Raw genomic sequence first — 22911 nt, forward strand, 5'->3', positions numbered from 1 at the left:
GCTGCGCTGCCGCCCGAGCATGGGCTCGGGCGCTACACGGTGTCACGCGCCACGACGCTTGTAGAGCCGAGCCCATGCTCGGCTGCGTCCGCCATGGATGCGTGCAGATGAAACCATTCTTGCGTCGCAGCATGGTGCGCAATCTGGTTTAGGCTTGGGGTCTGGATCCGTTGACCGAGGCCTGTGCGTCGCCGATGAACGAGTACCGCAGCAGCATCGAATTCGCTTCTCCCGATCTTCCGCTTCGCGATGACGTGCGCCGGCTTGGCGCGCTGGTCGGCGACCTGTTGGTGGAACAGGTTTCGGCCGCGTTTCTCGACGACGTCGAAGACGTGCGCACCCGCGCCATCGCCCGCCGCGAGAACCAGGCGCCCCTGTCCGAGCTGGCCGATGGCCTGGCCGGGCGCACGCCGCAGCAGGCCGAGACCATGGTGCGGGCGTTCAGCACCTACTTCCAGGTGGTCAACATCGCCGAGCGCGTGCATCGCATCCGCCGCCGCCGCGACTACCAGCGTGCCGGTACCGCAGGCGCACAGCCCGATGGCCTGCAGGATGCGCTGCAGCACCTGAAGGCGCAGGGCGTGGGCCTGGACGAGCTGGCGCGGTGGCTGCCGCGCATCGACATCGAACCGGTGTTCACCGCCCACCCGACCGAGGCGGTGCGCCGCGCGCTGCTGGAGAAAGAGCAGCTGATGGTGGCCAGCCTGGTCGACAACCTTGATGGCCAGCGCACGCCGGGGGAAGCTGCCGCCGATGCCGCGCGCTTCCGCATGGCGCTGACCGCGTCGTGGCAGACCACCGATTCCTCGCCGGTGCGGCCCACCGTGGATGACGAACGTGAGCACGTCGGTTTCTATCTGGTGCAGGTGCTGTACCGCGTGATTCCGGTGCTGTACGAATCGCTGCAGCAGGCACTGCGCGATACCTACGGCGAGGAGCTGCCGCTGCCGCGCCTGCTGCGTTTCGGCACGTGGGTAGGCGGCGACATGGATGGCAACCCGAACGTGGATGCGACCACCATCCGCAACACGCTGGATGCGCAGCGGCAGGCGGTGCTCGGGCGCTACCAGAAGGAACTGCTGCAGCTGGCCAGCCTGCTCAGCCAGTCTACCGAGCGGGTGGGCGTGAGTGATGCGCTGCAGGCGCGCGTGGCGCATTACCAGCAGCTGCTGCCGCAGGTGCAGTCGCGCCCACGCCATGCCGACATGCCGTACCGCCTGCTCAACGACCGCATGCGCGCGCGCCTGCAGGCCACGCTGGATGATGGCGAAGGCAACTATGCTGGCCCGGACGAGCTGATCGACGACCTGCAGCTGATCCTCGACAGCCTGCGCGCCAACCGTGGCGAGCACGCCGGTGGCTTTGCCGTGCAGCGCCTGCTGTGGCGGGTGAAGACGTTCGGCTTCCATCTGGCGCGGCTGGACGTGCGCCAGGAATCGAGCGTGCATGCGCGCGCGCTGGCCGCGGTGCTGGGCGGCGAGGAGGCCTGGCAGGCGCTGGATGCGCTGGGCCGCGCACGGCTGCTGGGCCCGCATGCCAGCGGCGAAGTACCGCTTCCCAAGGGCGATGACGAGGGCAACCAGCGGCTGGATGCGGTGTTCGCTGCACTGGCCGATGCGCGCACACGCCACGGTGGCGATGCGCTGGGCAGCTACATCATCTCGATGGCGCACGATCGCGGCGACGTGCTGGCCGTGCTGGCACTGGCGCGGCGCGGTGGTCTGGTCGATGCCGATGGCGGCGTGCCGCTCGACATCGCACCGCTGTTCGAAACCGTGGATGACCTCAAGCGCGGCACCGCGACCCTGCGCGACCTGCTGGCCGACCCGGTGTATCGCGCCCATCTGCGTGCGCGCGGGGACGTGCAGATGGTGATGCTGGGCTATTCGGACAGCAGCAAGGACGGCGGCATCGCCGCGTCGCGCTGGGGGCTGCAGCGCGCGCAGGTGGAACTGCTGGAAGTGGCGGCCGAGGCCGGCATCCGGCTGACCTTCTTCCATGGCCGTGGCGGTTCGATCAGCCGTGGCGGTGGCAAAACCACCCACGCGGTCGATGCGTCGCCGCGCGGCAGCATCGATGGCCGCCTGCGGGTGACCGAGCAGGGCGAGGTGATCCATCGCAAGTACGGCATCCGCGCGCTGGCGCTGCGCTCGCTGGAACAGGCCACCGGTGCAGTGCTGCGCGCCAGCCTGCGCCCGCGTGCCGCCGAGCCGCGCGAGGATGAGTGGCGGCCGGTGATGGACGCGGTGGCCTCGGCCAGCAGCGAGGTTTACCGTGGCTTCGTCGGCCAGTCCGGCTTCATGGATTACTTCCGCACGGCCACGCCGATCGACGTGATCGAGCGGATGACGCTGGGCTCGCGGCCATCGCGCCGGCTCGGCCAGGACGCGGCGCTGGGCAACCTGCGTGCGATTCCCTGGGTGTTCGCCTGGAGCCAGGCGCGGGCGGTGATTCCCGGCTGGTACGGTGTAGGCAGTGGCATGCAGGCGGCGGTTGATGCCGGCCACGAACAGACCCTGCGCGGGATGGCGCGTGACTGGCCGTTCTTCCGCACCTTCCTGGACGACATCGCGATGGTGCTGTCCAAGGGCGATATCACCATCGCCGAGCAGTTCTCGCGGTTGTCGGGCGACCTGCATGGGCGCTTCTTCCCGCAGGTGCAGCGCGAGCTGGAACTGACCCGGCACTGGCTGCTGGCGTTGATGGACCAGCAGACGCTGCTGGACCACGATGCGCGGCTGGCGCTGTCGATCCGCCTGCGCAATCCTTACGTCGATCCGATCAGCGTGCTGCAGGTGGATCTGTTGCAGCGCTGGCGGGCCAGCGGGCGCGAAGACGAGGACCTGCTGCGCGCGCTGGTGGCCTGCGTGAACGGTGTTTCGCAGGGCGTGCAGAACACCGGGTGATGCGTATCCGCCGGGTGTGGCCCGGCGCTACCTGCCTCGGTGGGTGCGGGGCATGCCCCGCACGCCCTCACTCCTCCGGCGACGGCGGATTCGACGCCAGCAGTTCCAGGTGCCGCTGCTCCATTTCCTGGCGCAGCTGGCGGCGGATCTGTGCGGCGGCCTGGCGGCGCTTCTCGTCGGACGTGGCCGGTTGCAAGGGCGGTACCGGCGTCGGCCGGCCTTCCTCGTCCACCGCCACCATCGTGAAGAAGCAGCTGTTGGCGTGGCGCACGCTGCGCTTGAGGATGTCCTCGGCCACCACCTTGATGCCGATCTCCATCGACGAGGTGCCCGTGTAGTTCACGGAGGCCAGGAAGGTGACCAGCTCGCCCACCGCGATCGGCTGGCGGAACATCACCTGGTCCACCGACAGGGTAACCACGTAGCTGCCCGCGTAGCGGCTGGCGCAGGCGTAGGCAACCTGGTCGAGCAGGCGCAGAATGGCGCCACCGTGGACCTTGCCGGAGAAATTGGCCATCTCCGGCGACATCAGCACGGTCATGGACAGCTGGTGGGTTTTCAGTTCGGTCGACATGCACCGATTGTATCGGCTCGGCTCTACAGAAAGCAGAAGGGCCGCGTGAGCGGCCCTTCGTGTTTCTTACTTCAGCTTCGCATCGGCGCGCAGGGCGGCGGCGCGGTCGGTCTTCTCCCAGGAGAAGGCCGTGGCGTTGACGGTCTCGCCTTCGCCGTTGAGGTAGCTGAACTCCTTCGGCTTGCGGCCGAAGTGACCGTAGGCCGCGGTCTGCTGGTACATCGGGTGCACCAGGTCCAGCATCTTGATGATGCCGTACGGGCGCAGGTCGAAGTGCTTGCGGATCAGCTTCTCGATCTTGTCGTCGCTGATCTTGCCGGTGCCGAAGGTGGTGACCGAGATCGAGGTCGGCTCAGCCACGCCGATGGCGTAGGAAACCTGCACTTCGCAACGGTCGGCCAGGCCGGCGGCAACCACGTTCTTGGCGACGTAGCGGGCCGCGTAGGCCGCCGAACGGTCGACCTTGGACGGGTCCTTGCCGGAGAAGGCGCCACCACCGTGACGGGCCCAGCCGCCGTAGGTGTCGACGATGATCTTGCGGCCGGTCAGGCCGCAGTCGCCCACCGGGCCGCCGATCTCGAACTTGCCGGTCGGGTTGATGTGGAACTTGGTGCCCTTGTGCAGCCACTTGGCCGGGAGCACCGGCTTGATGATCTCTTCGCGGACGGCCTCGATGAGGTCCTTCTGCTTGATGCCCGGGGCGTGCTGGGTGGACAGGACGACGGCGTCGATAGCCGAGACCACGCCGTTTTCATAGCGCAGGGTGACCTGGCTCTTGGCGTCCGGGCGCAGCCAGGACAGCGGCGAGTTGCGCTTCTTGCGGATCTTGGCCTGCTGTTCGACCAGACGGTGCGACAGGTGGATCGCAGCCGGCATGAAGCTGTCGGTCTCGTTGGTGGCGTAGCCGAACATCAGGCCCTGGTCGCCAGCGCCCATTTCTTCCGGCTTCTTGCGGTCCACGCCCTGGGCGATGTGCGGCGACTGCTTGCCGATCAGGTTCAGCACGCCGCAGGTGGCGCCGTCGAAGCCGACGTCGGAGCTGTCGTAGCCGATGTCCGTGATGACCTTGCGGGTCAGGGCTTCCAGGTCGATCCAGGCGCTGGTGGTGATTTCACCGGCGACGATGGCAACACCGGTCTTGACCATGGTCTCGCAGGCCACGCGGGCGCGCTGGTCCTGGGTCAGGATCGCGTCCAGCACCGCATCGGAGATCTGGTCGGCAACCTTGTCCGGATGGCCTTCGGAGACCGACTCGGAGGTGAAGAGATAGCTGGACATCAGGCGGTATATCCCTTGATTCGGATGGAAAGATGGGCGCGCATCATACACGGGGTGCGCCGCCTGTGCATTGTGAACCGGTACCGGTTGCCGGTGGTTAAGCCCGTGTAGGCCCGGCAGGGGCCGTCCTGCCGGGATTGGGGCCCAGCCTCGACGCCCAGTGTTCCACCAGCGTGACGACGAGCCAGGCTGCCGACCGGCCTGGAATGCGCGGGCGTCAGGGCCGCATGGCCTGGCGGCCGTCATCGTTCTGTCCAGAAACCGCCATCGGGCTGCCGCCTGCCGGGCGCAGGCTGTCGGCCAATCCGGCCGCCGGGCATGAGTGGATCCGCCATGCAGGAACTTGAACAGCGCCTCCAGCAACGCTTTCCCGATTGGTTCCATGGCCGGCGTGGCCAGCTGGCGCGGCCGCTGCTGCGCAGCGTCGGTCGCTGGTCGCGGTTGGACCAGATCGAAGCTTTCCTGCAGCGCAGTGCAGGGTTGCGCGGATTCGGCTTCGTCGCCGCCGCCCTGGAGTTCATCGATGGCCAGTACCAGGTGGACCCGGCCGCGCTGGCGAAGATCCCGGCCACCGGCCGCCTGCTGATCGTCGCCAACCACCCGTCCGGGGCGCTGGATGCGCTGGCCCTGCTGGACGCGGTTGGTCGCATCCGACGCGATGTGCGGATCGTGGCCAACGATCTGTTGGGGGCGATCGCGCCCTTGCAGGATCTGCTGCTGCCGGTGCGCATCCTTGGCGGCAAGGCGCAGCGCGGCAGCCTGCATGCGGTCGAGGAGGCGCTGGCGGCCGAGCAGTGCGTGATCGTGTTCCCGGCCGGCGAGGTCTCGCGCCTCTCGTTGCGCGGCATCCGCGACGGTCGCTGGCAGCGCGGATTCGTGCGCTTTGCCCGTGCCGCGGGCGCGCCGGTGCTGCCCGTGCGGGTGGAAGCGCGCAACTCGGCGCTGTTCTACGGTGCCTCCACCCTGTTCAAGCCGGCCGGCACCGCGCTGTTGGCGCGCGAGATGTTCACCCGCCGTGGCCGCCCGCTGCGCCTGAGCATCGGTGAGCCGATGCAGCTGGGCAAGGGCGGCGACCCCGGTGCCCAGCTGCTGGCCGTGCGCCGCGCCTTGTATGCGCTGGGCCGTAACGGTGCGGCGGGCGATGCCGCTGCCATTGCAGGGCCCGAACCGCTGGCGTCCCCGGTGCCGCCTTCCCAGGTCGCCGTCGGCGTCGCTGCCGCCACCCAGCTGGGCCAGACCGCCGATGGCAAGCAGATCCTGCTGGCCACCTGCAGCGCCGATTCGCCGCTGCTGCTGGAGCTGGGCCGCCTGCGGGAACTGACCTTCCGCCAGGTAGGCGAGGGCACCGGGCGCAGCCGCGACCTGGACGATTACGATCCGCAGTACGAACACATCGTGATCTGGGACGCGGCCGCGCAGCGCATCGCCGGCGCCTACCGGATCATGCGCGGCGCCCAGGCACTGGCCCGGCACGGCCTGTCCGGCCTCTACAGTGCGTCGTTGTTCCGCTATTCCGACGACGCCATCACCCACATCGCCGAAGGCCTGGAACTGGGCCGCAGCTTCGTGGTGCCTGATTACTGGGGCAGCCGCAGCCTGGATTACCTGTGGCAGGGCATCGGTGCCTACCTGCAGTGCCGGCCGGGCATCCGCTACCTGTTCGGCGCGGTGTCGATCAGTGCGGCGCTGCCGCGCGATGCGCGCGAGCAGCTGGTGGCGTACTACCAGCGCTACTACAGCGGCACCGCCGGCCTGGCCGAATCGAACCGGCCGTTCCAGTACTTCGCCGCACCGCCCAGTTTCGGTGAGCTGGACGCAGGCGCCGCGTTCGACGTGCTCAAGGCCAACCTGGCTGCGCTCGGTACCGGCGTACCCACGCTGTACCGCCAGTACACCGATCTGTGCGAACCGGGCGGCGCGCGTTTCCTCGCCTTCGGGGTGGATCCGGACTTCAGCGATTCGATCGACGGCCTGATCGAGGTGGACCTGTGTGCGATCCGGCCGAACAAGCGCAAACGTTACCTGCGCGAGGCGGGGACGCCGGCATGAGCACGCTGGCGAACCTGTCGCCGCACCGGCGCGCAGTGTTCGTCTCCGACGTGCACCTGGGATCACGTCACTGCCATGCAACCGAGCTGGCGCGCTTTCTCTCGCAGCTGCGCTGTGAACGGCTGTACCTGGTCGGCGACATCATCGACCTGTGGTGGATGGCGCACCGCCGTGCCAACTGGCGGCAGTCACACAGCGAGGTCATCCAGGCACTGCACGCATTGCGTCGCGCCGGCACCGAGATCATCTACATCCCCGGCAACCACGATGCATCGCTGCGCCAGGTGTGCGGGCTGATGCTGCCGGCGATGCAGGTGCGCCGCCGCGCCATCCACGTGACCGCCGATGGCCGCCGGCTGCTGGTCGCGCATGGCGACGACTATGACGGCGTGACCCACTTCGGCGGCCTGCAGGAAAAGTTCGGTGACTGGCTGTACTACCGCATCCTCACCGGCAACCAGGCATTGAACGCGGTGCGCCGCCAGCTTGGCATGCGCTACTGGTCGCTGTCGGAGTTCCTGAAGAAGCGCAGTGGTGCGGCCGAACGCTACATCGAGCGCTTCGTGCAGGCCGGCCTGGACGACGTACGCCGGCGCGGCCTGGACGGCATCGTCTGCGGGCATATCCACCGCGCCGCGCTGGTCGAACGCGATGGCCTGGTCTATGCCAACGATGGTGACTGGGTGGAAAGCCTGACCGCGCTGGTCGAAGACCACGATGGCGCGCTGCGCCTGCTGGACCACAACGGCCAGACGCTGGTGGAGCTGCCGGGCGCGCGCCTTTCGCAGGCGGCGTAACTCGCCTCTGGCCTATTGCAGAGCCGAGCCCATGCTCGGCTGCGGTTGTAGGCAACGAAGAGCAGCCGAGCATGGGCTCGGCTCTACATGCACCGCCCGCAAGCCGCTAGCATCGGCCAATGGATTCCCTGACCCAGATCGTACTCGGCGGCGCCGTCGCCGCTGCCATCGCTCCGCCCGGCCATCGCCGTGCGGCCCTGCTGGCCGGTGCCGCGCTCGGCACCCTGCCGGACCTCGACGCGCTGTGGCTCGGCCTCACCGCTGCCGACCCGGTGGCCAACATGACCGAACACCGCAGCTTCAGCCATTCGTTGCTGGTGCTGCCCTGGGTGGCGGCGCTGATCTGGTGGTTGTTCAAGCGCTTCGGCAACGGCCGCGTCGCGCAGTCACCGGTGCGCTGGTTCTGGGCGATCCAGCTGGCGCTGGTGACCCATCCCTTGCTGGATGCGTTCACCGTCTACGGTACCCAGTTGTGGTGGCCGCTGCGGCCCCACCCAACCATGGGCTCCAGCGTCTTCATCATCGACCCCGGCTACACGGTGTGGCTGCTGCTGGGCTGCGTGCTCGCCTGGTTCGGTCGTGCGCGGCCCTGGGCGGGCAAGGTGCTGGGCACGGCGTTGGTGCTCAGCAGTGGCTACCTCGGCTGGGGCCTGATCGCCAAGGCGCAGGTCGACCGTGCCGCCCAGCAGAGCCTGGCGGCGATGGGCCTGGGTGACGCGCCGCGCTTCTCGGTGCCGATGCCGTTCAATACGCTGCTGTGGCGGGTGGTGGCGATGACGCCCAATGGCTACGTGGTGGGTGATCGCTCACTGGTGGCCGACCATGGGCCGATGCGGTTCGAAGGCCATCCGTCCAACGTACAGGCGCTGCGCGAGGCGCAGGCGATTCCGGCGGTGCAGCAGCTTCAGTGGTTCAACCGCGGTTTCATGCGTGCACAGGTCGTGGACGGCCAGCTGGTACTGAGCGATCTGCGCATGGGCCTGGAACCGGACTACACCTTCAACTTCGTGGTGGCCGAGCAGGCGGACGGGCAATGGCGGGCGATCGTGCCCGAGCAGACACGGGCGGACTACAGCAGCGCGGCCGCGCGAGCCGATGCCGGTCGCCGGTTGTCGGCGATGTGGCAGCGCATCTGGCATGCACCCGAGTAGATCCACGCGATGCGTGGATGACGGGAACATCGGCAGCGCCGCGTCGGCTCAATACACCGTCGCGCGGCCCTGCACGAACGAGTAGAAGAACACCGCGTTCGGGTCGTTCTGCACCAGCCGGAATTCGCGGCGCATGCCTTCCACGGTCTCCTCGTCCACCGAACCGGCCTGCAGCAGCTGGTCGGCGGCCGAGAGCAGCAGCTGCTCCCAGAATACGATCATGGTCTTGCGGCGTGCCGGTTCGCGGTTGTCCAGGTGGATGGTCTTGATCTCGGTGTGCACGTCGCGAAAGCCGCCGGCCAGCAGCAGGTTGCCCAGCTTGGCGCCGACGAACGGGTCGCCACCGTGGTCGTACTGGAAATCATTGAAGGCCATCCAGTAGCGCCAGATATGCGGCGAATACGGGTCAAGCAGGAACGAGGCATTCATCACCTCGGTGATGTAGACCGGTGAACCCGGAGCCAGCACGCGGCGCACTTCACTCAACACGCGTGCCGGTGACGGAACGTGTTCCAGCACCCAGCATAGGAAGGCCGAATCGAAGCTGCGGGCCTCGAACGGCAGTTCGCCGGCATCGGCCTGCTGCAGGGTGTAACGATCGCTGCACCACGGGGTGCGCGCCAGGTTCTCGCGCGCGGTGGCCAGCTGGGTCTCGCTCAGGTCCACGCCGGTCACGTGCAGTTCCGGGAAGCGGCGCAGCAGGATCTCGGTCTGCGCACCCACGCCGCTGCCGACTTCCAGCAGGCGCCGGGCGCCGCTGTAGTCGATCTGGCCGAAGATGCTCGACTCCAGCAGGCGCGCTTGGGTCATCAGGCGCTGCTGCTCGGTGCCGGAGAACCCGTGCAGGTAAGTCGGGGAGGAAATCGGCGGGGTCATGGGGCGGGCTCTCGTAGCGTCGAGCGGGCTCGACTGTCCGGAAACGCGGGATTGGCGGCTCAGGCGGCCGAAGACAGCGCCGGTTCCGCGGCAATCAGGCGGTCGAAGTACTCGGTGGTCAGCGCGATCTGGCTCTGCGGGTCCTCCGCGCGGTTGACCACCGCGCGGAAGGCGGCGTTCTCCGGTCGATCCTTGGCATACCAGCCCAGGTGCTTGCGCGCGATGCGCACGCCCTGCGGTTCGCCATAGAACGCATGCAGTGCGTGCAGGTGGCCAAGCAGGATGTCGCGCACTTCGGCCAGCGACGGTGGCGGCAGTTCCTGGCCGGTGGCCAGGTAATGCGCCACTTCGCGGAAGATCCACGGCCGGCCCTGTGCGGAACGGCCGATCATCACCGCGTCCACGCCGGTTTCCTTCAGAACGTGGGCCGCCTTCTGCGGCGAATCGATATCGCCGTTGGCGATGACCGGAATGCGCAGCGCGGCCTTGATCTCGCCGATGGTGCCGTACTCGGCCTGGCCGGTGTAGTGCTGGTCGCGGGTGCGGCCATGTACCGCCAGCGCCGCGATGCCGCTGTCCTCGGCGATGCGCGCGATCAGCGGGCCATTGCGATGGTCGCAGTCCCAGCCGGTGCGGATCTTCAGCGTGACCGGAACGTCCACCGCGTTGACCACCGCTTCGAGGATGCGTGCCACCAGCTGCTCGTCGCGCATCAGCGCCGAACCGGCCCAGGCGTTGCACACCTTCTTGGCCGGGCAGCCCATGTTGATGTCGATGATCTGCGCGCCGTGGTCGACGTTGTAGCGCGCCGCCTCGGCCAGCTGCTGCGGTTCGGTGCCGGCGATCTGCACGCTGATCGGCGCCGGCTCGCCCTCATGGTCCATGCGGTGGATCGACTTGCGCGTGTTCCAGAAGCGCGGGTCGCTGATGGTCATTTCCGAGGCAGCCAAGCCCGCGCCCAGCCGTTTGCACAGCAGGCGGAAGGGCTTGTCGGTAACGCCGGCCATGGGCGCCAGCACGACGTTGGGGGCAATGGTGTACGGGCCGATCTGCATGCGCTCATTGTAAAGCGCGGACGACGGAGCGGCCGTGTCCACGCGGACCCGGTTCAGGCCGATCGGCACCGACCTCATGCCGTACCGGCATCAGCAGATGCTTGACGGTTGCTTCCACCGCCCCCACGGGCGGGTGATGGTAGGCGGCTTGGTGAAGGCCGATGCCGCCGGACTGGGGACGCGGCGAGAGGGGGTAGAGTCGACTGCCAGTCGACTATCGCGCGAAGCGCGGGGTTTCCACGACCTGGCCGGAAAGCCGTCGGCTACCCGTCGACTCTACCCGGTCGCCCCGCCTCCGCCGGCTAGCCCAGCGTTTCCCACGCCTGGCGGGCGCCCAGCGCAAAGGCCAGGCCCAGACCCAGGCAGACCAGCGAACTGGCCATCCAGAAGCGCGCGCCGTTGTATCCCGGGCGGAACAACGCCAGGCCGAATCCCGACGCGGCACGCAGCAACAGCAGCGCGGCGATGCCAGGCAGCACCAGGCGGCTGGCCGGCAGCGGCGAGTGCCAGCCGGCGGCCGCCAGTGCGTACAAGGCCCAGGCCACCAACATGGCGGTGATGCCGGCCGTCATCAGCGGGGGCCACCAGTGCCCCGCGTGCGCCAGCCGGACCATGCGCTGGCCAGCGCCGAAACGCTCATACCAGGGTGCGCCCAAAGCAATGCAGCCAATGTGCAGCAGCGCCGCGAGGGCACTGCCGGCGGCCGCGACCAGCAGCCAAGGGAATCCGTCCACGTCCTGTCCGTGCAAGGGAGCTGCGCGGATGGTGGGCGCGGGAGCAGGGTGTGGGCAATGCGACAGGCGGTCGCAGCCGCTGGGAAATGGGCAAAAACAAAGGCCCGGGTGCCAGCGCACCCGGGCCTTCTCATCCACGCATGGCGTGGATCTACTTCACTTCGGAGTCGGCCGGCGTGAAACGCGGCATCGCCGCAGCGGCGCCTTCCTTCTCGGTCGAGCGACCGGCGAACTGGTTGGCAAAGCGTACGTGGCGGGCGAACGGGGCGTCGGCCACCTGCGCCAGCGACGCGGCCAGCGCACCGTTGAAGGCGTCACCGGCACCGGTGGTGTCGATGGCCTGCACCTGCTCGGCGCCGACGCGGTAGTACGGCTGGGTATCGCCGCGCAGGTTCTCGTCGGCATGCGAGACGAACACGCCCACCGAACCCAGGGTCACCACCACCGTGCCGTTGCCGACCAGCTTGCGGCACAGCGCATGCAGGCTGGCGCCATCCAGCGCGGCCACGTCGTTGGCATCCACGCGCTCACCCACATGACGGCCGAGCAGGGCGGCGAACTCGGTTTCATTCGGAGTGATCACATCGGCCAGCTTGAGCAGGCCGATGGTCGAGGGCGCGTCGGCCGGTGCGGTGTTGAGCACGGTGGTCACACCGGCCTCGCGGGCCGTGGCCAGCGCCGCTTCAATGGTCTGCACCGGTGATTCCAGCTGCACCAGCACTACCTTGGCGCCGGTCAGCAATGCCTGCTGCTGTTGCAGGAAGTCGGTGCTGAGCGCGGCGTTGGCGCCCGGGCCGATCACGATGGTGTTGCGGCCGCGCGCGTCCACATAGATGCCGGCGGTGCCGGTCGGCTCGCTGCTGGCTTCGGCCATCAGGCCGAAGCTGTCCTGAGCGGCCAGTTCGCGTGCGGTGGCGCCGCCGGCGTCATCGCCCAGCGCGCACACGAAGTGCGTCTCGGCGCCGGCGCGGCAGGCGGCCACGGCCTGGTTGAAGCCCTTGCCACCCGGGCCGGTGCTGTAGCGGCCGGCAATGGTCGCACCCGGTGCCGGCAGTGACTCGCACCGCCACACGTGATCGACATTGAAGGAACCGACGACAACGACACTGCTGCTCATAGGGAATCTTTTCTCAACCAAGGGTTCAACTGAAGTGCGTCAGCACGCCGGCGATGGTCGCCGTCATGAAGGTGGCAATGGTACCGCCCAGCACCGCGCGCAGGCCGAACTTGGCCAGGTCGTGGCGACGTTCCGGGGCCAGGCCACCGATGCCGCCGATCTGGATCGCGATCGAGCTGAAGTTGGCGAAGCCGCACAGCGCGTAGGTGGCGATCAGGCGGCCTTCATCGGACAGGCTGACGCCCGCCACCTGGCCGTTCACGATCTGCGACAGCTCGGTGTAGGCCACGAATTCGTTGATCACGACCTTCTGGCCGATCAGCGAACCGACGGTGGTGGCATCGGCCCACGGGGTGCCGATCACCCAGGCGATCGGGGCCAGCACGTAACCGAAGATGGTCGACAGGTTGGTCGGCTTGCCGATCATCGCGGCCAGGCCGGTGACATCACCGATCCAGGTCAGCGGGGCGTTCAGCAGCGCAATCAGGGCGATGAAGGCCAGCAGCATCGCGCCGATGTTCAGCGCCAGCTTCAGGCCGTCACCGGCGCCGGCGGCAGCCGCGTCGATGATGTTGCTGGAGGTCTTCTCCACTTCCATCTTTACCGTGCCGCGGGTGAGCGGGGTGCCGGTTTCCGGAATCAGCAGCTTGGCCACGACCAGGGTGGCCGGCGCGGCCATGATGCTGGCTGCCAGCAGGTGCTTGGCGTAGAACGCCTGCTGCACCGGGTCGCCGCCGCCGAGCATGCCCACGTAGGCCGCCAGCACGCCGCCGGCGATGTGCGCCATGCCGCCGATCATCATGGTCAGCAGTTCGGACTGGGTCATCTTGGCGATGTACGGGCGCACGGTCAGCGGCGCCTCGGTCTGGCCGATGAAGACGCTGGCGCAGACACTGGTGGTTTCCGCACCGGACACGCGCATCACCTTGGTGATCGCCCACGCCATCACGCGCACGATCGCCTGCATGATGTTGAGGTGGTACATCACGCCCATCAGCGCCGAGAAGAAGATGATGGTCGGCAGCACCTGGAAGGCGAAGATGAAGCCGTAGTTCTTGGTGTCCATCAGCGAGCCGAAGATGAACCCCGAGCCCTCGTTGACGAAGCTCAGCACCTTGACGAAACCGTGGCCCAGCGCGTCGAACACGTCGCGCCCGCCCGGCACCAGGATCACCAGCGCCGCAAAGGCGATCTGCAGGGTGATACCAGTGGCAACCAGCTTCCAGTCCACCGCGCGCTTGTTGTTGGAAAACAACCAGGTGATGCCGATCAGCACCGCCAACCCGAACAGGCCGAAGCCGATCCTGCCCAAACCTTCGACCATGTGAGTGACTCCCCTGGGGCGTCGCGAAAAACGGGAAGCCTAGTGCAGGGCCGGGGCCGGGGCAAGGAAAAGCAGCGTGCGCGCACCCATCGGTACCGATCGGGCCAGCAACGGCAAGGGCTTGCGGCCGGTGACGGCAGGTAGAATGAGGATCGATCCCGGCCCGGATGCGGGCCCGCAGCAGGAGATTCGCATGCAATACCGTCGCCTCGGCTCCACCGGCCTGCCGATTTCCGCCCTGTCCTTTGGCGCCTGGGTGACCTTCGGTGACCAGATTCCGCGTGACGAGGCCCGCAACCTGGTGGCCGCCGCCTGGGATCATGGCGTCAACTTCTTCGACAATGCCGAGGGCTACGCCAACGGCCGCGCCGAACAGGTGATGGGCGACGTGATCAGCGACCTGCGCCTGCCGCGCGACGGCTTCTGCGTGTCCAGCAAGGTGTTCTTCGGCAGCGCCAAGGACCCGCGACCGACCCAGCGCGGGCTGTCGCGCAAGCACGTGACCGACGCCTGCCATGCCGCGCTCAAGCGCCTCCAGGTGGACTACCTGGACCTTTATTACTGCCATCGCCCGGACCCGGACGCACCAATCGCCGAGACCGTGCATGCGATGGATACGCTGGTGCGCCAGGGCAAGATCCTTTACTGGGGTACCTCCGAATGGTCGGTGGCGCAGATCCAGCAGGCGCTGGACATCGCTGAAGTGCACAACCTGCAGGGACCGTCGATGGAGCAGCCGCAGTACAACCTGCTGCACCGCGAGCGGGTGGAGGTCGAGTATGCGCCGCTGTACGCCCGCGCCGGCCTGGGCACCACCATCTTCTCGCCGCTGGCCTCGGGCCTGTTGACCGGCAAGTATGACCAGGGCATTCCGGCTGATGCACGACTTGGGCGCGAGGGCATGGGCTGGCTGCAGGACCTGGTCCTGGGTGCCGACGCCGAGACCCGCCTGGGCCAGGTGCGCCGTTTCAGCGAGGCGGCGCGCGCGCTGGGCCAGGCCCCGGCCACGCTGGCCATCGCCTGGTGCCTGCGCAACCCGAATGTATCCAGCGTGATCCTCGGCGCCAGCCGGGTCAGCCAGCTGCTGCAGAACCTGCAGGCGCTGGACGTGCTGGAGCAGGTTGACGCAGCCGGCTGGGCCGAGGTCGAAGCCGTCTTCGCCTGACAGCCCTTTGTAGAGTCCAGCCACGCTCGACTTCAGGTTGACCGGGACTTTGTAGAGTCGAGCCATGCTCGACTCCGCGCGCAGCGCGGACGTTTCCTGGCGACGGCGCCAAGAGCAGTCGAGCGTGGCTCGACGCTACAAAGGTGCCGCGCCCAAATTTTGATTGATGGCGGCTATCGAATTTCATAATTCGATCATTAATCCCATCAATGAAAGTGAGAATGGTTGTTGATTGTCAACTGAGAATCATTATCATTTGACTCGTCCCTCGCACGAGTCCAGATGCTCATGAATGCTCAACCTGTACTGCTGCGCCCCGAAACGCTGACCCTTCGCGATCGCCCGGTCCGTGTCGTTCCGCCGGAAGAGGTCATCGACAGCGAAGCCCTGCTCAAGGGCCGTCGTGAAATCCTGATCCAGCACGGCGACCGCTTCTATCGCCTGCGGCACACCAGCAACGACAAGCTGATCCTGACCAAGTAATCGCGGTCTGGTCGCCCGCCTCCCTCCCTCCTGCCGGCAGCGCCGGCAGGGTGGGCGACCCGTCCGCTCCCGCTCTCTCCCCCTCGGCCTACCGCGTGCACCTTCCGGGTGTGCCGGTAACCGGGGGTTCCCCTGCCTGACCGAACGAACCCGATGACCCGCCATACCGCCCTTTGCCTTGCTGTCTGGATGGCCCTGCCGCTGTCCGCCCACGCCGCTGCCGCTGCCAGCGCCGCGCCCGATGCACGCGAGTTTGATCGCGTGCAGGTCACTGCCACGCGCACCGAACGTGCGGTGAGCGACGTGGCCGCAACGGTCGATGTGATCGATCGCGAGCAGATGGAACGGCACCTGGTACAGGACATCAAGGACCTGCTGCGCTATGAGCCGGGCCTGTCGGTGAACCGCAGCGCCGCGCGCTTCGGCCTGGGCAGCATCCGCATCCGTGGCCTGGACGGCAACCGCGTGCGCGTGCAGACCGACGGCATCGCGATGCCGACCAGCTTCAACATCGGTTCGTTCTCCAATGCCAACCGCAACTTCACCGATCTGGACACGCTCAAGCGTGTGGAGATCGTGCGTGGCCCGGCCAGCTCGCTGTATGGCTCGGACGCACTGGGCGGTGTCGTCGCCTTCGTCACCAAGGATCCGGCCGACTACCTGAAGGACGGCAAGGACAGCTACGTCGGCCTGAAGTTCGGCTACGACGGCGAATGGAAGGGCCTGCTCGGCGGTGTCACCACCGCGTTCGGCGGCGAACACTGGAGCGGCATGGTCAACATCAACCACCGCCAGGGCCAGGAAACCGACAACAAGGGTGACGTGCGCAGCAACGACAACACCCGCACCGCCCCCAACCCGCAGGACCGCGACGGTCGCAGCGGCCTGGCCAAGCTGGTCTATGCGCCGAGCGAGGATCAGCGTTTCCGCCTGACCGTGGAAGGCAACGAAGACAAGACCGAGACCAACGTGCTGTCTTCGATCGACCACACCACCACCACCGGCATGAAGGCGCGCGACAAGCAGAACCGCACCCGCGTGTCGTTCGCGCATGAAATGGATGCGCTGGACAAGGCCTTCGCCGACAGCCTGCACTGGCAGGTCTACACCCAGCACAGCGAAACCACCCAGGTTACCGACGAGGACCGCGCCAACCGCAGCCGTCGCCACCGCGAGTTCAATTTCGACCAGCGCGTGTACGGCCTGCAGGCACAGTTCAACAAGGCCTTCAGCACCGGCAGCGTCGAGCACGCGCTGACCTATGGCTTCGAGGGTGCGCGCACCGAGATCCGCCAGAAGCGCGATGGTTTCCAGGTCCTGGCCAACGGCCAGACCAGCACCACCATCCTGCCCGACGCGTTCCCGGTTCGCGATTTCCCGATCAGCAAGACCACCGAGCTTGGCCTGTACGCACAGGATGAAATGCGCATGGCCGGCGGCAAGCTGTCGCTGGTGCCGGGCGTGCGCGTGGACCGCTACGAGCTGAAGCCGGAGGTGGACAGCATCTTTGCCGAGGACAATCCTGGTGTGCCGGTGGCCAAGCTGACCAAGACCAGCGTTTCGCCGAAGCTCGGCATGGTCTATCGCTTCACCGACGAATGGTCGCTGTTTGCCGGCTATTCGCATGGCTTCCGCTCGCCGCCGTACAACGACGTCAACCTGGGCTTCACCAACTTCGCCTTCGGTTACACCGCCATTCCCAATCCGGACCTGAAGCCGGAAACCAGTGATGGCATGGAGCTGGGCCTGCGCTTCCTGTCGCCGGCCGCCTACGTCAGCGTCAGCGGCTACTACAACGAGTACAAGGACTTCATCGAGTCGCAGTCGCTGGTGGGTACCAACGCACAGGGCCTGATGGTGTTCCAGTCGCGCAACATCGCCGACGCACGCATCTACGGAGCCGAACTGAAGGCCGGCGTCGACTTCGGCCAGATCAGCCCGGCGCTGCAGGGCTGGGCGCTGCGCAGTGCGGTGGCCTGGTCGCGCGGCGACAACAAGACCGAGGACACCCCGCTGGATTCGGTTGATCCCCTGCGTGGCACCGTCGGCCTGATGTACGACACCGATACCTGGGGCGTGGAACTGGCCGGCACGTTCGTCAAGCGCAAGGACCGCGTCGCTTCGGCCACGGTGTACCGCCCGGCCGGCTACGGTGTGGCCGACCTGATGGCGCACTGGAACTTCGCCCCCGGTGCGACCTTCAACGTAGGCGTGTTCAACCTGGGCGACAAACGCTACATCGATTGGTCCAACGTGGGTTCGACGCTGTCGCCGACCAGCCGCGTGCTGGATCGCTACACCAGCCCGGGCCGTACCTTCTCCGCCAGCCTTGCCGTTTCCTGGTGACCTCATGAGCCGAGCACTGTCCGCACGCAGGAATGACTCCATCGCCGCGCCACACCGCGCGGTCTGGCCGACCCCGGCACAGCTGGCCACGCTTGGCACCGTGTTGTGTCTCTACCACGCCGACGGCAACGAGCTTGGCGGCTGGCGACAGGCGGTGCGCGTGCATGCCTGCCAGGGCGTGGACAGCGAGGGGCTGCGCGAAAGCCTGTGCTTCCTCGATGGCCGTGGCCGCTGCGTGTGGCGCCTGTACCTGCTGCCGGACAGCGATTTCCTGGCCTGGGACCGGCTGGTGGCCTCGCTGCCGCCGGGCCCGCAGCACGACAGCGACGGCAGCGTCGGTGAACGCCTGTGGCGACGCCTGGCCGGTCACCTCGGCGGCCAGCGCTGGCGCCTGTGCGCGCTGCGCCTGCACGCCGCCGACGATGGCCGCACCCTGGCCGCCAGCCTGTCGACGCTGTCGTCGCTGGGCGCGGTCACCGCACGCCGCATCGCCCGCCTGGAAGGCGCCGAGGGCGAGCTGGCCATCGATGACTGCTGCTGTGCCGACGCAGCGCGCCGGCCGGCCCCCCGGATTCCAGGCGACCTGCCGCTGATCCGACTCTGATCCTGTCCTGATGGAACGCCCATTGGCCACGGATGGCCCCTCAATGAATCTGCACCCCCGAAGGAAGACCCCGATGAAGCTCCAGACAGCCTGCGCCTTGCTGCTGCTCGCCGCCAGCGGCGCGGCCAGCGCGCAGCCCTCCGACATCGCCCGCGACCACGACAGCATCCTGGCCATGCAGGGCGAATACACCGTGGATTTCGCCTTCGACGAAACCGTGCTGCTGAAGCCGGGCTATGAGCGTGCGCCGGCGATGCGCAGCGGTGGCAACGAAGTGGTCATCGTGGTCGAGGACACCCCCAGGCGCATCGTGCTGCAGCACCTGCTGCTGGACGAGAAGAGCGGCCACATCACCAAGCATTGGCGCCAGGACTGGGTGTACGAAGCGCCCAACCGTTTCGAATTCAGTGCCGACCAGACCTGGCAGGTGCGCAGCATTCCGGCGGCGGTGAACCAGGGCGCCTGGACCCAGTGCGTGTATGAAGTGAGCGATGCACCGCGCTACTGCGGCACCGGCAGATGGACCTATACCAACAACGTGCCGAGCTGGACCAGCGACCTGAGCTGGCGTCCGCTGCCGCGTCGTGAGTACACCAAGCGCAGCGACTACAACGCGCTGGCCGTGGTCAACCGCCACACCCTGACCCCGAACGGCTGGACCCACGAGCAGTTCAACACCAAGGTGCAGCGCAATGCCGACGGCAGCCAGGTGGAGATCGCCCGCGAGTTCGGCTTCAACGACTACGTGAAGACCACCGAGATCGACTTCACCCCGGCGCGCAACTACTGGAAGGCGACCGCCGGGTACTGGGCCAAGGTGCGCCAGCGCTGGGACGGGTTCCTCGGCCAGGCTCCGGGCGTGCACCTGAAGACCAAGATCGATGGCATGGCGATGATCATTCCGCTGTTCACCCAGGCCGAAGAGATCCAGGCCGGCAAGAAGGTGAAGGACACGCAGATCGACGAAGTGTTCGCCAAGTACGTGGAAAAGGCACCGAAGGAAGGTTGATCGGCACGTCCAGGTGCCGGTCGTGGCCGGCACCTCATCCACGCATCGGGTGGATCTGCCGGGTAACCCCCAGTAGATCCACGCCATGCGTGGATGCTTTCATTCCTTGAACCCAGCCGGTTGCCCGGCACCTGCAGGCAGTATTCGAAGAAGGCGATGCCCCAGCTGACCAGGATCACCGTCATCAGCGCATCCGGGTGATCTCGTGGGATTGGGGCGCGCAGCACAGCGCTGGCGCCCCCCCGGGTGCGCCAGCGGCCGCGTCAGGCCTCGCGCAGGGCAAGGGCCGGCGAGGTGTGCAGGATGCGCCGCGTGCCCCACCAGCCGGCCAGCAGGCTCAATCCGATGCCGGCCACGCCGCCCAGCAGCAGTCCCGGCCAGGGTGGCAGCAACGGCAGCTCGAACACCTTCTGCGAGACCGCCACGCCGATGGCGGCGGCTGCACCCACCGCAAGCAACGCGGCCAGCGTGCCCAGTGCACCAAACTCAACCAGCACCGCACCGCGCAGCTGGCGACGGGTCGCGCCCAGCGTGCGCAGCACCGCGCTGTCGTAGCGGCGCTCGCCGGCCGTGGCCTGCACCGCGGCCAGCAGCACCAGCACACCGGCCAGCAGGCTGAACACCATCACCAGCTGCACCGCCTGCGCCACCCGCTCCATCACATCGCGCACCTGCGAGATCACCGCATCCACGTCCAGCAGCGACAGGTTCGGTTGCGCACGCACCAGCTCGCCCAGCCCGGCCGCCTTGCCGGCCGGCAGGTGGAATGCCGACAGTAGGTTGTGCGGGGTGTCGCCCACGGCATTCGGGTTCAACAGCACGAAGAAGTTGGGACGGAAGGTGTTCCAGTCCGCCTTGCGCACGCTGGTGACGGCGAATTCGCGCTCCTGCTCGCCCACCGCAATGGTGATGCGGTCGCCGGGGTACACGCCGTAGCGCTTGGCCCAGCCGATCTCCACCGAGGCTTCCGGTGCGGTGCTGTCGGCTTTCCAGAACGTGCCATTGACCAGCGTATTGGCCGGCGGGAACGTGCTGCGCCAGCTGAAATTCAGTGGCCGGTTCTCGTCATCGTCGTCGCGCTGGCCGCCCTGAGCCGGTTGCCCGTCCTGACCCGGCTCGCGGTCCACGCGCAGCGGCGGCTTGCCGTTGATGGCGATCAGGCGCCCGGTGGCCATCGGTTCGATGCTGGCGTCGTTGGCACCCAGCCCGCGCAGCGTTGCCAGCACACTGTCGCGCTGTTCGGGCTGGATGTTGATCAGGAAGTAGTTCGGCGTGTCCGCGGGCAGCCGCTCGCGCCACTGCTGCAGCAGGCCGGGGCCGGTCACAGCCAGCAGCAACAGCGCGCACAGCGACAGCGACAGCCCGACCAGCTGCATCACCGCCAGCATGCGGCGCCGGGTCAGTGCGGCCAGGCCCAGTCGCCAGTTGCCATGCAGGCGATGCTGCAGGCCGCGCAGCAACTGCAGCAGCACGAAGCCGACCACCCCGGCCGCCACTGCCAGCGCGGCCAGACCACCCAGCACCCACAGCGCCAGCTTGAGGTCACCGGTGACCTGCACCGCCAGCAACAGGCTCGCCCCCAGCGCGGCCACATAGGCCAGCAGCGAGGCCGGCGGCAGGGAGGCGAAGGAACGGTTGAGCACGCGCATCGGCGGCACCCCGCGCAGGCGCAGCAGCGGTGGCAGGCCGAAGCCGAACAGCAGCAACAGGCCGATGCCGGCACCGGTCAGCGCCGGCATCGCTTCCGGCAGCGGCAGGCGCTGCGGCACCAGGCTGCCCAGCACCTGCACCAGCCCTTCCTGCGCGGCCATGCCCAGGCCGATGCCAAGCGCGCAGGCCGGCACCGCCAGCATCAGCAACTGCAGTGCCAGGCCAAGCAGGATGTCGCGCTGGCGCGCACCGAGGCAGCGCAGGATCGCCACCTGGTCGATACGGCGCAGGGCGAAACGGTTGGCCGCCAATGCGGTGGCCACGCCCGCCAGCAGCACCGCCAGCAGCGCGCTCAGGCCGAGGAAGCGCCCTGCCAGATCGAAGGCCTGGCGCACGCCGCGCTGGGTGTCATCGACGCTCAGCAGGCGCAGGCCCTTCACTTGTGGGAGCAGCCACTCACGCAGGGACGCGACCTGCGCGGGCGGTCCTGCAAACATCAGCCGGTAGTTGATGCGGCTGCCGGGGCCAAGCAGTCCCGTGCCTTCCACATCGGCGCGGTTGACCAGCAGGGTGGGGGACAGCGTCAGCAGGTCGCCGCCGGTATCCGGTTCGGCCTCGATGATGCCGGCGATGCGCAGCGTGCCAGCGCCGAACTCGAGATCATCACCGGCCTTCAGTCCCAGCCCCTGCAGCAGGCGCGGGTCGGCATAGGCCTGGCCCTTGGGGGGCATGCCGGCGTTGGCGATCAGGGCACCCCCGGGCGTGGCGCGCACCCGCAGCGTGCCGCGCAGCGGGTAGCCGGCCTGCACCGCCTTGATGCTGGCCATCTGGCTGGCCTCGCCATGGAACAGCACGCTGCCGAAGCTGGCGATGCGGGTGTGGGCCAGTCCACGGCGTTGCGCTTCCTCTGCGAATGCCTGGGACGGATCATCGCGCCCGGCAATGCCGAGGTCGCCGCCGAGCATCTCCGCCGCGCTACCGGTCAGCGCCAGGTTGACCCGGTTCACCAGAGTGCCGACTGCGGTCATCACCGCCACGCCCAGTACCAGCGCAGCGAACACGGTCAGCAGGTCGCCGGCCAGGGCCTCGCGGCGCAACGCGCGCCACGCGTGCCGCAGCACGTTCATGCCTGGGCCCCGCGCTCGACCGGCAGCAGGCGGCCGTCGTCGATGCGGTGGATGTACTGGCAGCGCTGGGCCAGGCGCAGGTCGTGGGTGACCAGCACCAGGGTGGTGCCGCTGCCGGCGTTCAACTCGAACAACAGGTCGCTGATGTGCTGGCCGGTGGCATGGTCCAGCGAGCCGGTCGGTTCGTCGGCAAACAGGATGCGTGGGCGGGTGACGAAGGCACGCGCCAGTGCCACGCGTTGCTGTTCACCGCCGGACAACTGGCGCGGGTAGTGGCGGGCGCGGTGGGACAGGCCGACCTGGGCCAGCACCTCTTCGACCCGTACGCGGTCCTCGCGCCCGGCCAGTTCCAGCGGCAGCGCCACGTTCTCGGCGGCGGTCAGCGCGGGCAGCAGGTGGAAGCTCTGGAACACGAAGCCGACCGCGCGCGCGCGCAGCTGGGCGCGTGTTTCCTCGTCAAGGTTTCCCAGATCGTGCCCGGCCAGGCTGATGCGGCCGCGGCTGGGCAGGTCCAGCCCAGCCAGCAGGCCGAGCAGGGTGGTCTTGCCGGAACCGGAGGCGCCGACGATGGCCACGCTGGTGCCTTCATGGACGGTCAGGGTGATGTTGTCCAGTATGTGGACTTCACCCTCCGGGCCCTGCACGGACTTGCCGACCTGGTCGACG

At 67.9% G+C, this 22911-nt stretch carries 18 protein-coding genes and 1 pseudogene; 9 read left to right on the forward strand and 10 right to left on the reverse strand.

The genetic code is table 11. The features are described from left to right. Positions 1-194 precede the first annotated feature (194 nt). Positions 195-2906: a phosphoenolpyruvate carboxylase gene (gene ppc / locus QP512_RS03265; protein WP_286070977.1), complete on the forward strand. Its 2712-nt coding sequence runs from the start codon at positions 195-197 to the stop codon at positions 2904-2906. Between the two features lie 67 nt (positions 2907-2973). Here ppc and QP512_RS03270 read toward each other — a convergent pair whose 3' ends face one another. Both QP512_RS03270 and metK read right to left on the reverse strand, forming a co-directional pair. Next, entirely contained in the window at positions 2974-3480 is a 507-nt protein-coding gene (locus QP512_RS03270; RefSeq protein ID WP_005415314.1) for an acyl-CoA thioesterase, read from the reverse strand. Between the two features lie 66 nt (positions 3481-3546). Beyond that, on the reverse strand, positions 3547-4758 hold the full coding sequence (gene metK, locus QP512_RS03275) for a methionine adenosyltransferase (RefSeq protein WP_079220656.1): 1212 nt from the start codon (positions 4756-4758) through the stop codon (positions 3547-3549). Between the two features lie 333 nt (positions 4759-5091). Between metK and QP512_RS03280 the strand changes: the two genes are divergently transcribed. The 3 genes from QP512_RS03280 (at position 5092) to QP512_RS03290 (ending at position 8755) form a co-directional block, all read left to right on the forward strand. Beyond that, positions 5092-6807: a lysophospholipid acyltransferase family protein gene (locus QP512_RS03280; protein WP_286070978.1), complete on the forward strand. Its 1716-nt coding sequence runs from the start codon at positions 5092-5094 to the stop codon at positions 6805-6807. Beyond that, complete coding sequence (locus QP512_RS03285) at positions 6804-7604, forward strand: UDP-2,3-diacylglucosamine diphosphatase (RefSeq protein WP_005415316.1); 801 nt, start codon at positions 6804-6806, stop codon at positions 7602-7604. The genes QP512_RS03280 and QP512_RS03285 overlap by 4 nt, the downstream gene beginning before the upstream one ends. 119 nt (positions 7605-7723) lie before the next feature. Then, positions 7724-8755 (forward strand): metal-dependent hydrolase, encoded by a 1032-nt coding sequence (locus QP512_RS03290; protein WP_286070979.1) that lies wholly within the window; start codon positions 7724-7726, stop codon positions 8753-8755. A gap of 48 nt (positions 8756-8803) precedes the next feature. On the opposite strand, the gene QP512_RS03295 is transcribed toward QP512_RS03290, so the two are convergent. From QP512_RS03295 to QP512_RS03315, 5 genes are all read right to left on the reverse strand, one after another. Next, complete coding sequence (locus tag QP512_RS03295; RefSeq protein WP_286070980.1) at positions 8804-9631, reverse strand: class I SAM-dependent methyltransferase; 828 nt, start codon at positions 9629-9631, stop codon at positions 8804-8806. A gap of 59 nt (positions 9632-9690) precedes the next feature. Then, positions 9691-10686 (reverse strand): tRNA dihydrouridine synthase DusB, encoded by a 996-nt coding sequence (dusB, locus tag QP512_RS03300; RefSeq protein ID WP_286070981.1) that lies wholly within the window; start codon positions 10684-10686, stop codon positions 9691-9693. Between the two features lie 302 nt (positions 10687-10988). Next, positions 10989-11420 (reverse strand): hypothetical protein, encoded by a 432-nt coding sequence (locus QP512_RS03305; RefSeq protein ID WP_286070982.1) that lies wholly within the window; start codon positions 11418-11420, stop codon positions 10989-10991. 151 nt (positions 11421-11571) lie between these two features. After that, positions 11572-12537 (reverse strand): ribokinase, encoded by a 966-nt coding sequence (locus tag QP512_RS03310; protein ID WP_286070983.1) that lies wholly within the window; start codon positions 12535-12537, stop codon positions 11572-11574. Positions 12538-12562: 25 nt separating this feature from the next. Further along, positions 12563-13861, reverse strand: a complete 1299-nt coding sequence (locus QP512_RS03315; protein WP_286070984.1) for a nucleoside transporter C-terminal domain-containing protein — start codon at positions 13859-13861, stop codon at positions 12563-12565. Between the two features lie 193 nt (positions 13862-14054). Between QP512_RS03315 and QP512_RS03320 the strand changes: the two genes are divergently transcribed. From QP512_RS03320 to QP512_RS03340, 5 genes are all read left to right on the forward strand, one after another. Continuing rightward, positions 14055-15026: an aldo/keto reductase gene (locus tag QP512_RS03320; RefSeq protein WP_286070985.1), complete on the forward strand. Its 972-nt coding sequence runs from the start codon at positions 14055-14057 to the stop codon at positions 15024-15026. Positions 15027-15314: 288 nt separating this feature from the next. Continuing rightward, positions 15315-15509 (forward strand): hemin uptake protein HemP, encoded by a 195-nt coding sequence (locus QP512_RS03325; protein ID WP_005412278.1) that lies wholly within the window; start codon positions 15315-15317, stop codon positions 15507-15509. 189 nt (positions 15510-15698) lie between these two features. Further along, complete coding sequence (locus tag QP512_RS03330; protein WP_286071984.1) at positions 15699-17855, forward strand: TonB-dependent hemoglobin/transferrin/lactoferrin family receptor; 2157 nt, start codon at positions 15699-15701, stop codon at positions 17853-17855. Positions 17856-17859: 4 nt separating this feature from the next. Then, positions 17860-18459 carry a Hemin transport protein gene (locus tag QP512_RS03335; protein ID WP_286070986.1) on the forward strand — a complete coding sequence of 200 codons (600 nt, stop codon included), beginning with the start codon at positions 17860-17862 and terminating at the stop codon, positions 18457-18459. A 73-nt stretch (positions 18460-18532) separates the two neighbouring features. Beyond that, complete coding sequence (locus QP512_RS03340) at positions 18533-19468, forward strand: DUF6607 family protein (protein ID WP_286070987.1); 936 nt, start codon at positions 18533-18535, stop codon at positions 19466-19468. A 107-nt stretch (positions 19469-19575) separates the two neighbouring features. On the opposite strand, the pseudogene QP512_RS03345 reads toward QP512_RS03340, so the two are convergent. From QP512_RS03345 to QP512_RS03355, 3 genes and pseudogenes are all read right to left on the reverse strand, one after another. Continuing rightward, a pseudogene (locus QP512_RS03345) lies at positions 19576-19656 on the reverse strand (DMT family protein); the annotation flags it as partial. 75 nt (positions 19657-19731) lie between these two features. Further along, positions 19732-22245 carry an FtsX-like permease family protein gene (locus QP512_RS03350; RefSeq protein ID WP_286070988.1) on the reverse strand — a complete coding sequence of 838 codons (2514 nt, stop codon included), beginning with the start codon at positions 22243-22245 and terminating at the stop codon, positions 19732-19734. After that, positions 22242-22889, reverse strand: a complete 648-nt coding sequence (locus QP512_RS03355) for an ATP-binding cassette domain-containing protein (RefSeq protein ID WP_345783117.1) — start codon at positions 22887-22889, stop codon at positions 22242-22244. The genes QP512_RS03350 and QP512_RS03355 overlap by 4 nt, the downstream gene beginning before the upstream one ends. Positions 22890-22911: the final 22 nt, after the last annotated feature.

The sequence above is a fragment of the Stenotrophomonas sp. 57 genome (assembly GCF_030291075.1).
In the GTDB taxonomy this organism is placed as follows: Bacteria; Pseudomonadota; Gammaproteobacteria; order Xanthomonadales; family Xanthomonadaceae; genus Stenotrophomonas.

Coding starts and splice junctions, on each gene's coding strand:
- ppc (WP_286070977.1), top strand. CDS start 195: ATGAACGAGTACCGCAGCAGCATCGAATTCGCTTCTCCCGATCTTCCG.
- QP512_RS03270 (WP_005415314.1), bottom strand. CDS start 3,480: ATGTCGACCGAACTGAAAACCCACCAGCTGTCCATGACCGTGCTGATG.
- metK (WP_079220656.1), bottom strand. CDS start 4,758: ATGTCCAGCTATCTCTTCACCTCCGAGTCGGTCTCCGAAGGCCATCCG.
- QP512_RS03280 (WP_286070978.1), top strand. CDS start 5,092: ATGCAGGAACTTGAACAGCGCCTCCAGCAACGCTTTCCCGATTGGTTC.
- QP512_RS03285 (WP_005415316.1), top strand. CDS start 6,804: ATGAGCACGCTGGCGAACCTGTCGCCGCACCGGCGCGCAGTGTTCGTC.
- QP512_RS03290 (WP_286070979.1), top strand. CDS start 7,724: ATGGATTCCCTGACCCAGATCGTACTCGGCGGCGCCGTCGCCGCTGCC.
- QP512_RS03295 (WP_286070980.1), bottom strand. CDS start 9,631: ATGACCCCGCCGATTTCCTCCCCGACTTACCTGCACGGGTTCTCCGGC.
- dusB (WP_286070981.1), bottom strand. CDS start 10,686: ATGCAGATCGGCCCGTACACCATTGCCCCCAACGTCGTGCTGGCGCCC.
- QP512_RS03310 (WP_286070983.1), bottom strand. CDS start 12,537: ATGAGCAGCAGTGTCGTTGTCGTCGGTTCCTTCAATGTCGATCACGTG.
- QP512_RS03315 (WP_286070984.1), bottom strand. CDS start 13,861: ATGGTCGAAGGTTTGGGCAGGATCGGCTTCGGCCTGTTCGGGTTGGCG.
- QP512_RS03320 (WP_286070985.1), top strand. CDS start 14,055: ATGCAATACCGTCGCCTCGGCTCCACCGGCCTGCCGATTTCCGCCCTG.
- QP512_RS03325 (WP_005412278.1), top strand. CDS start 15,315: ATGAATGCTCAACCTGTACTGCTGCGCCCCGAAACGCTGACCCTTCGC.
- QP512_RS03330 (WP_286071984.1), top strand. CDS start 15,699: ATGGCCCTGCCGCTGTCCGCCCACGCCGCTGCCGCTGCCAGCGCCGCG.
- QP512_RS03335 (WP_286070986.1), top strand. CDS start 17,860: ATGAGCCGAGCACTGTCCGCACGCAGGAATGACTCCATCGCCGCGCCA.
- QP512_RS03340 (WP_286070987.1), top strand. CDS start 18,533: ATGAAGCTCCAGACAGCCTGCGCCTTGCTGCTGCTCGCCGCCAGCGGC.
- QP512_RS03350 (WP_286070988.1), bottom strand. CDS start 22,245: ATGAACGTGCTGCGGCACGCGTGGCGCGCGTTGCGCCGCGAGGCCCTG.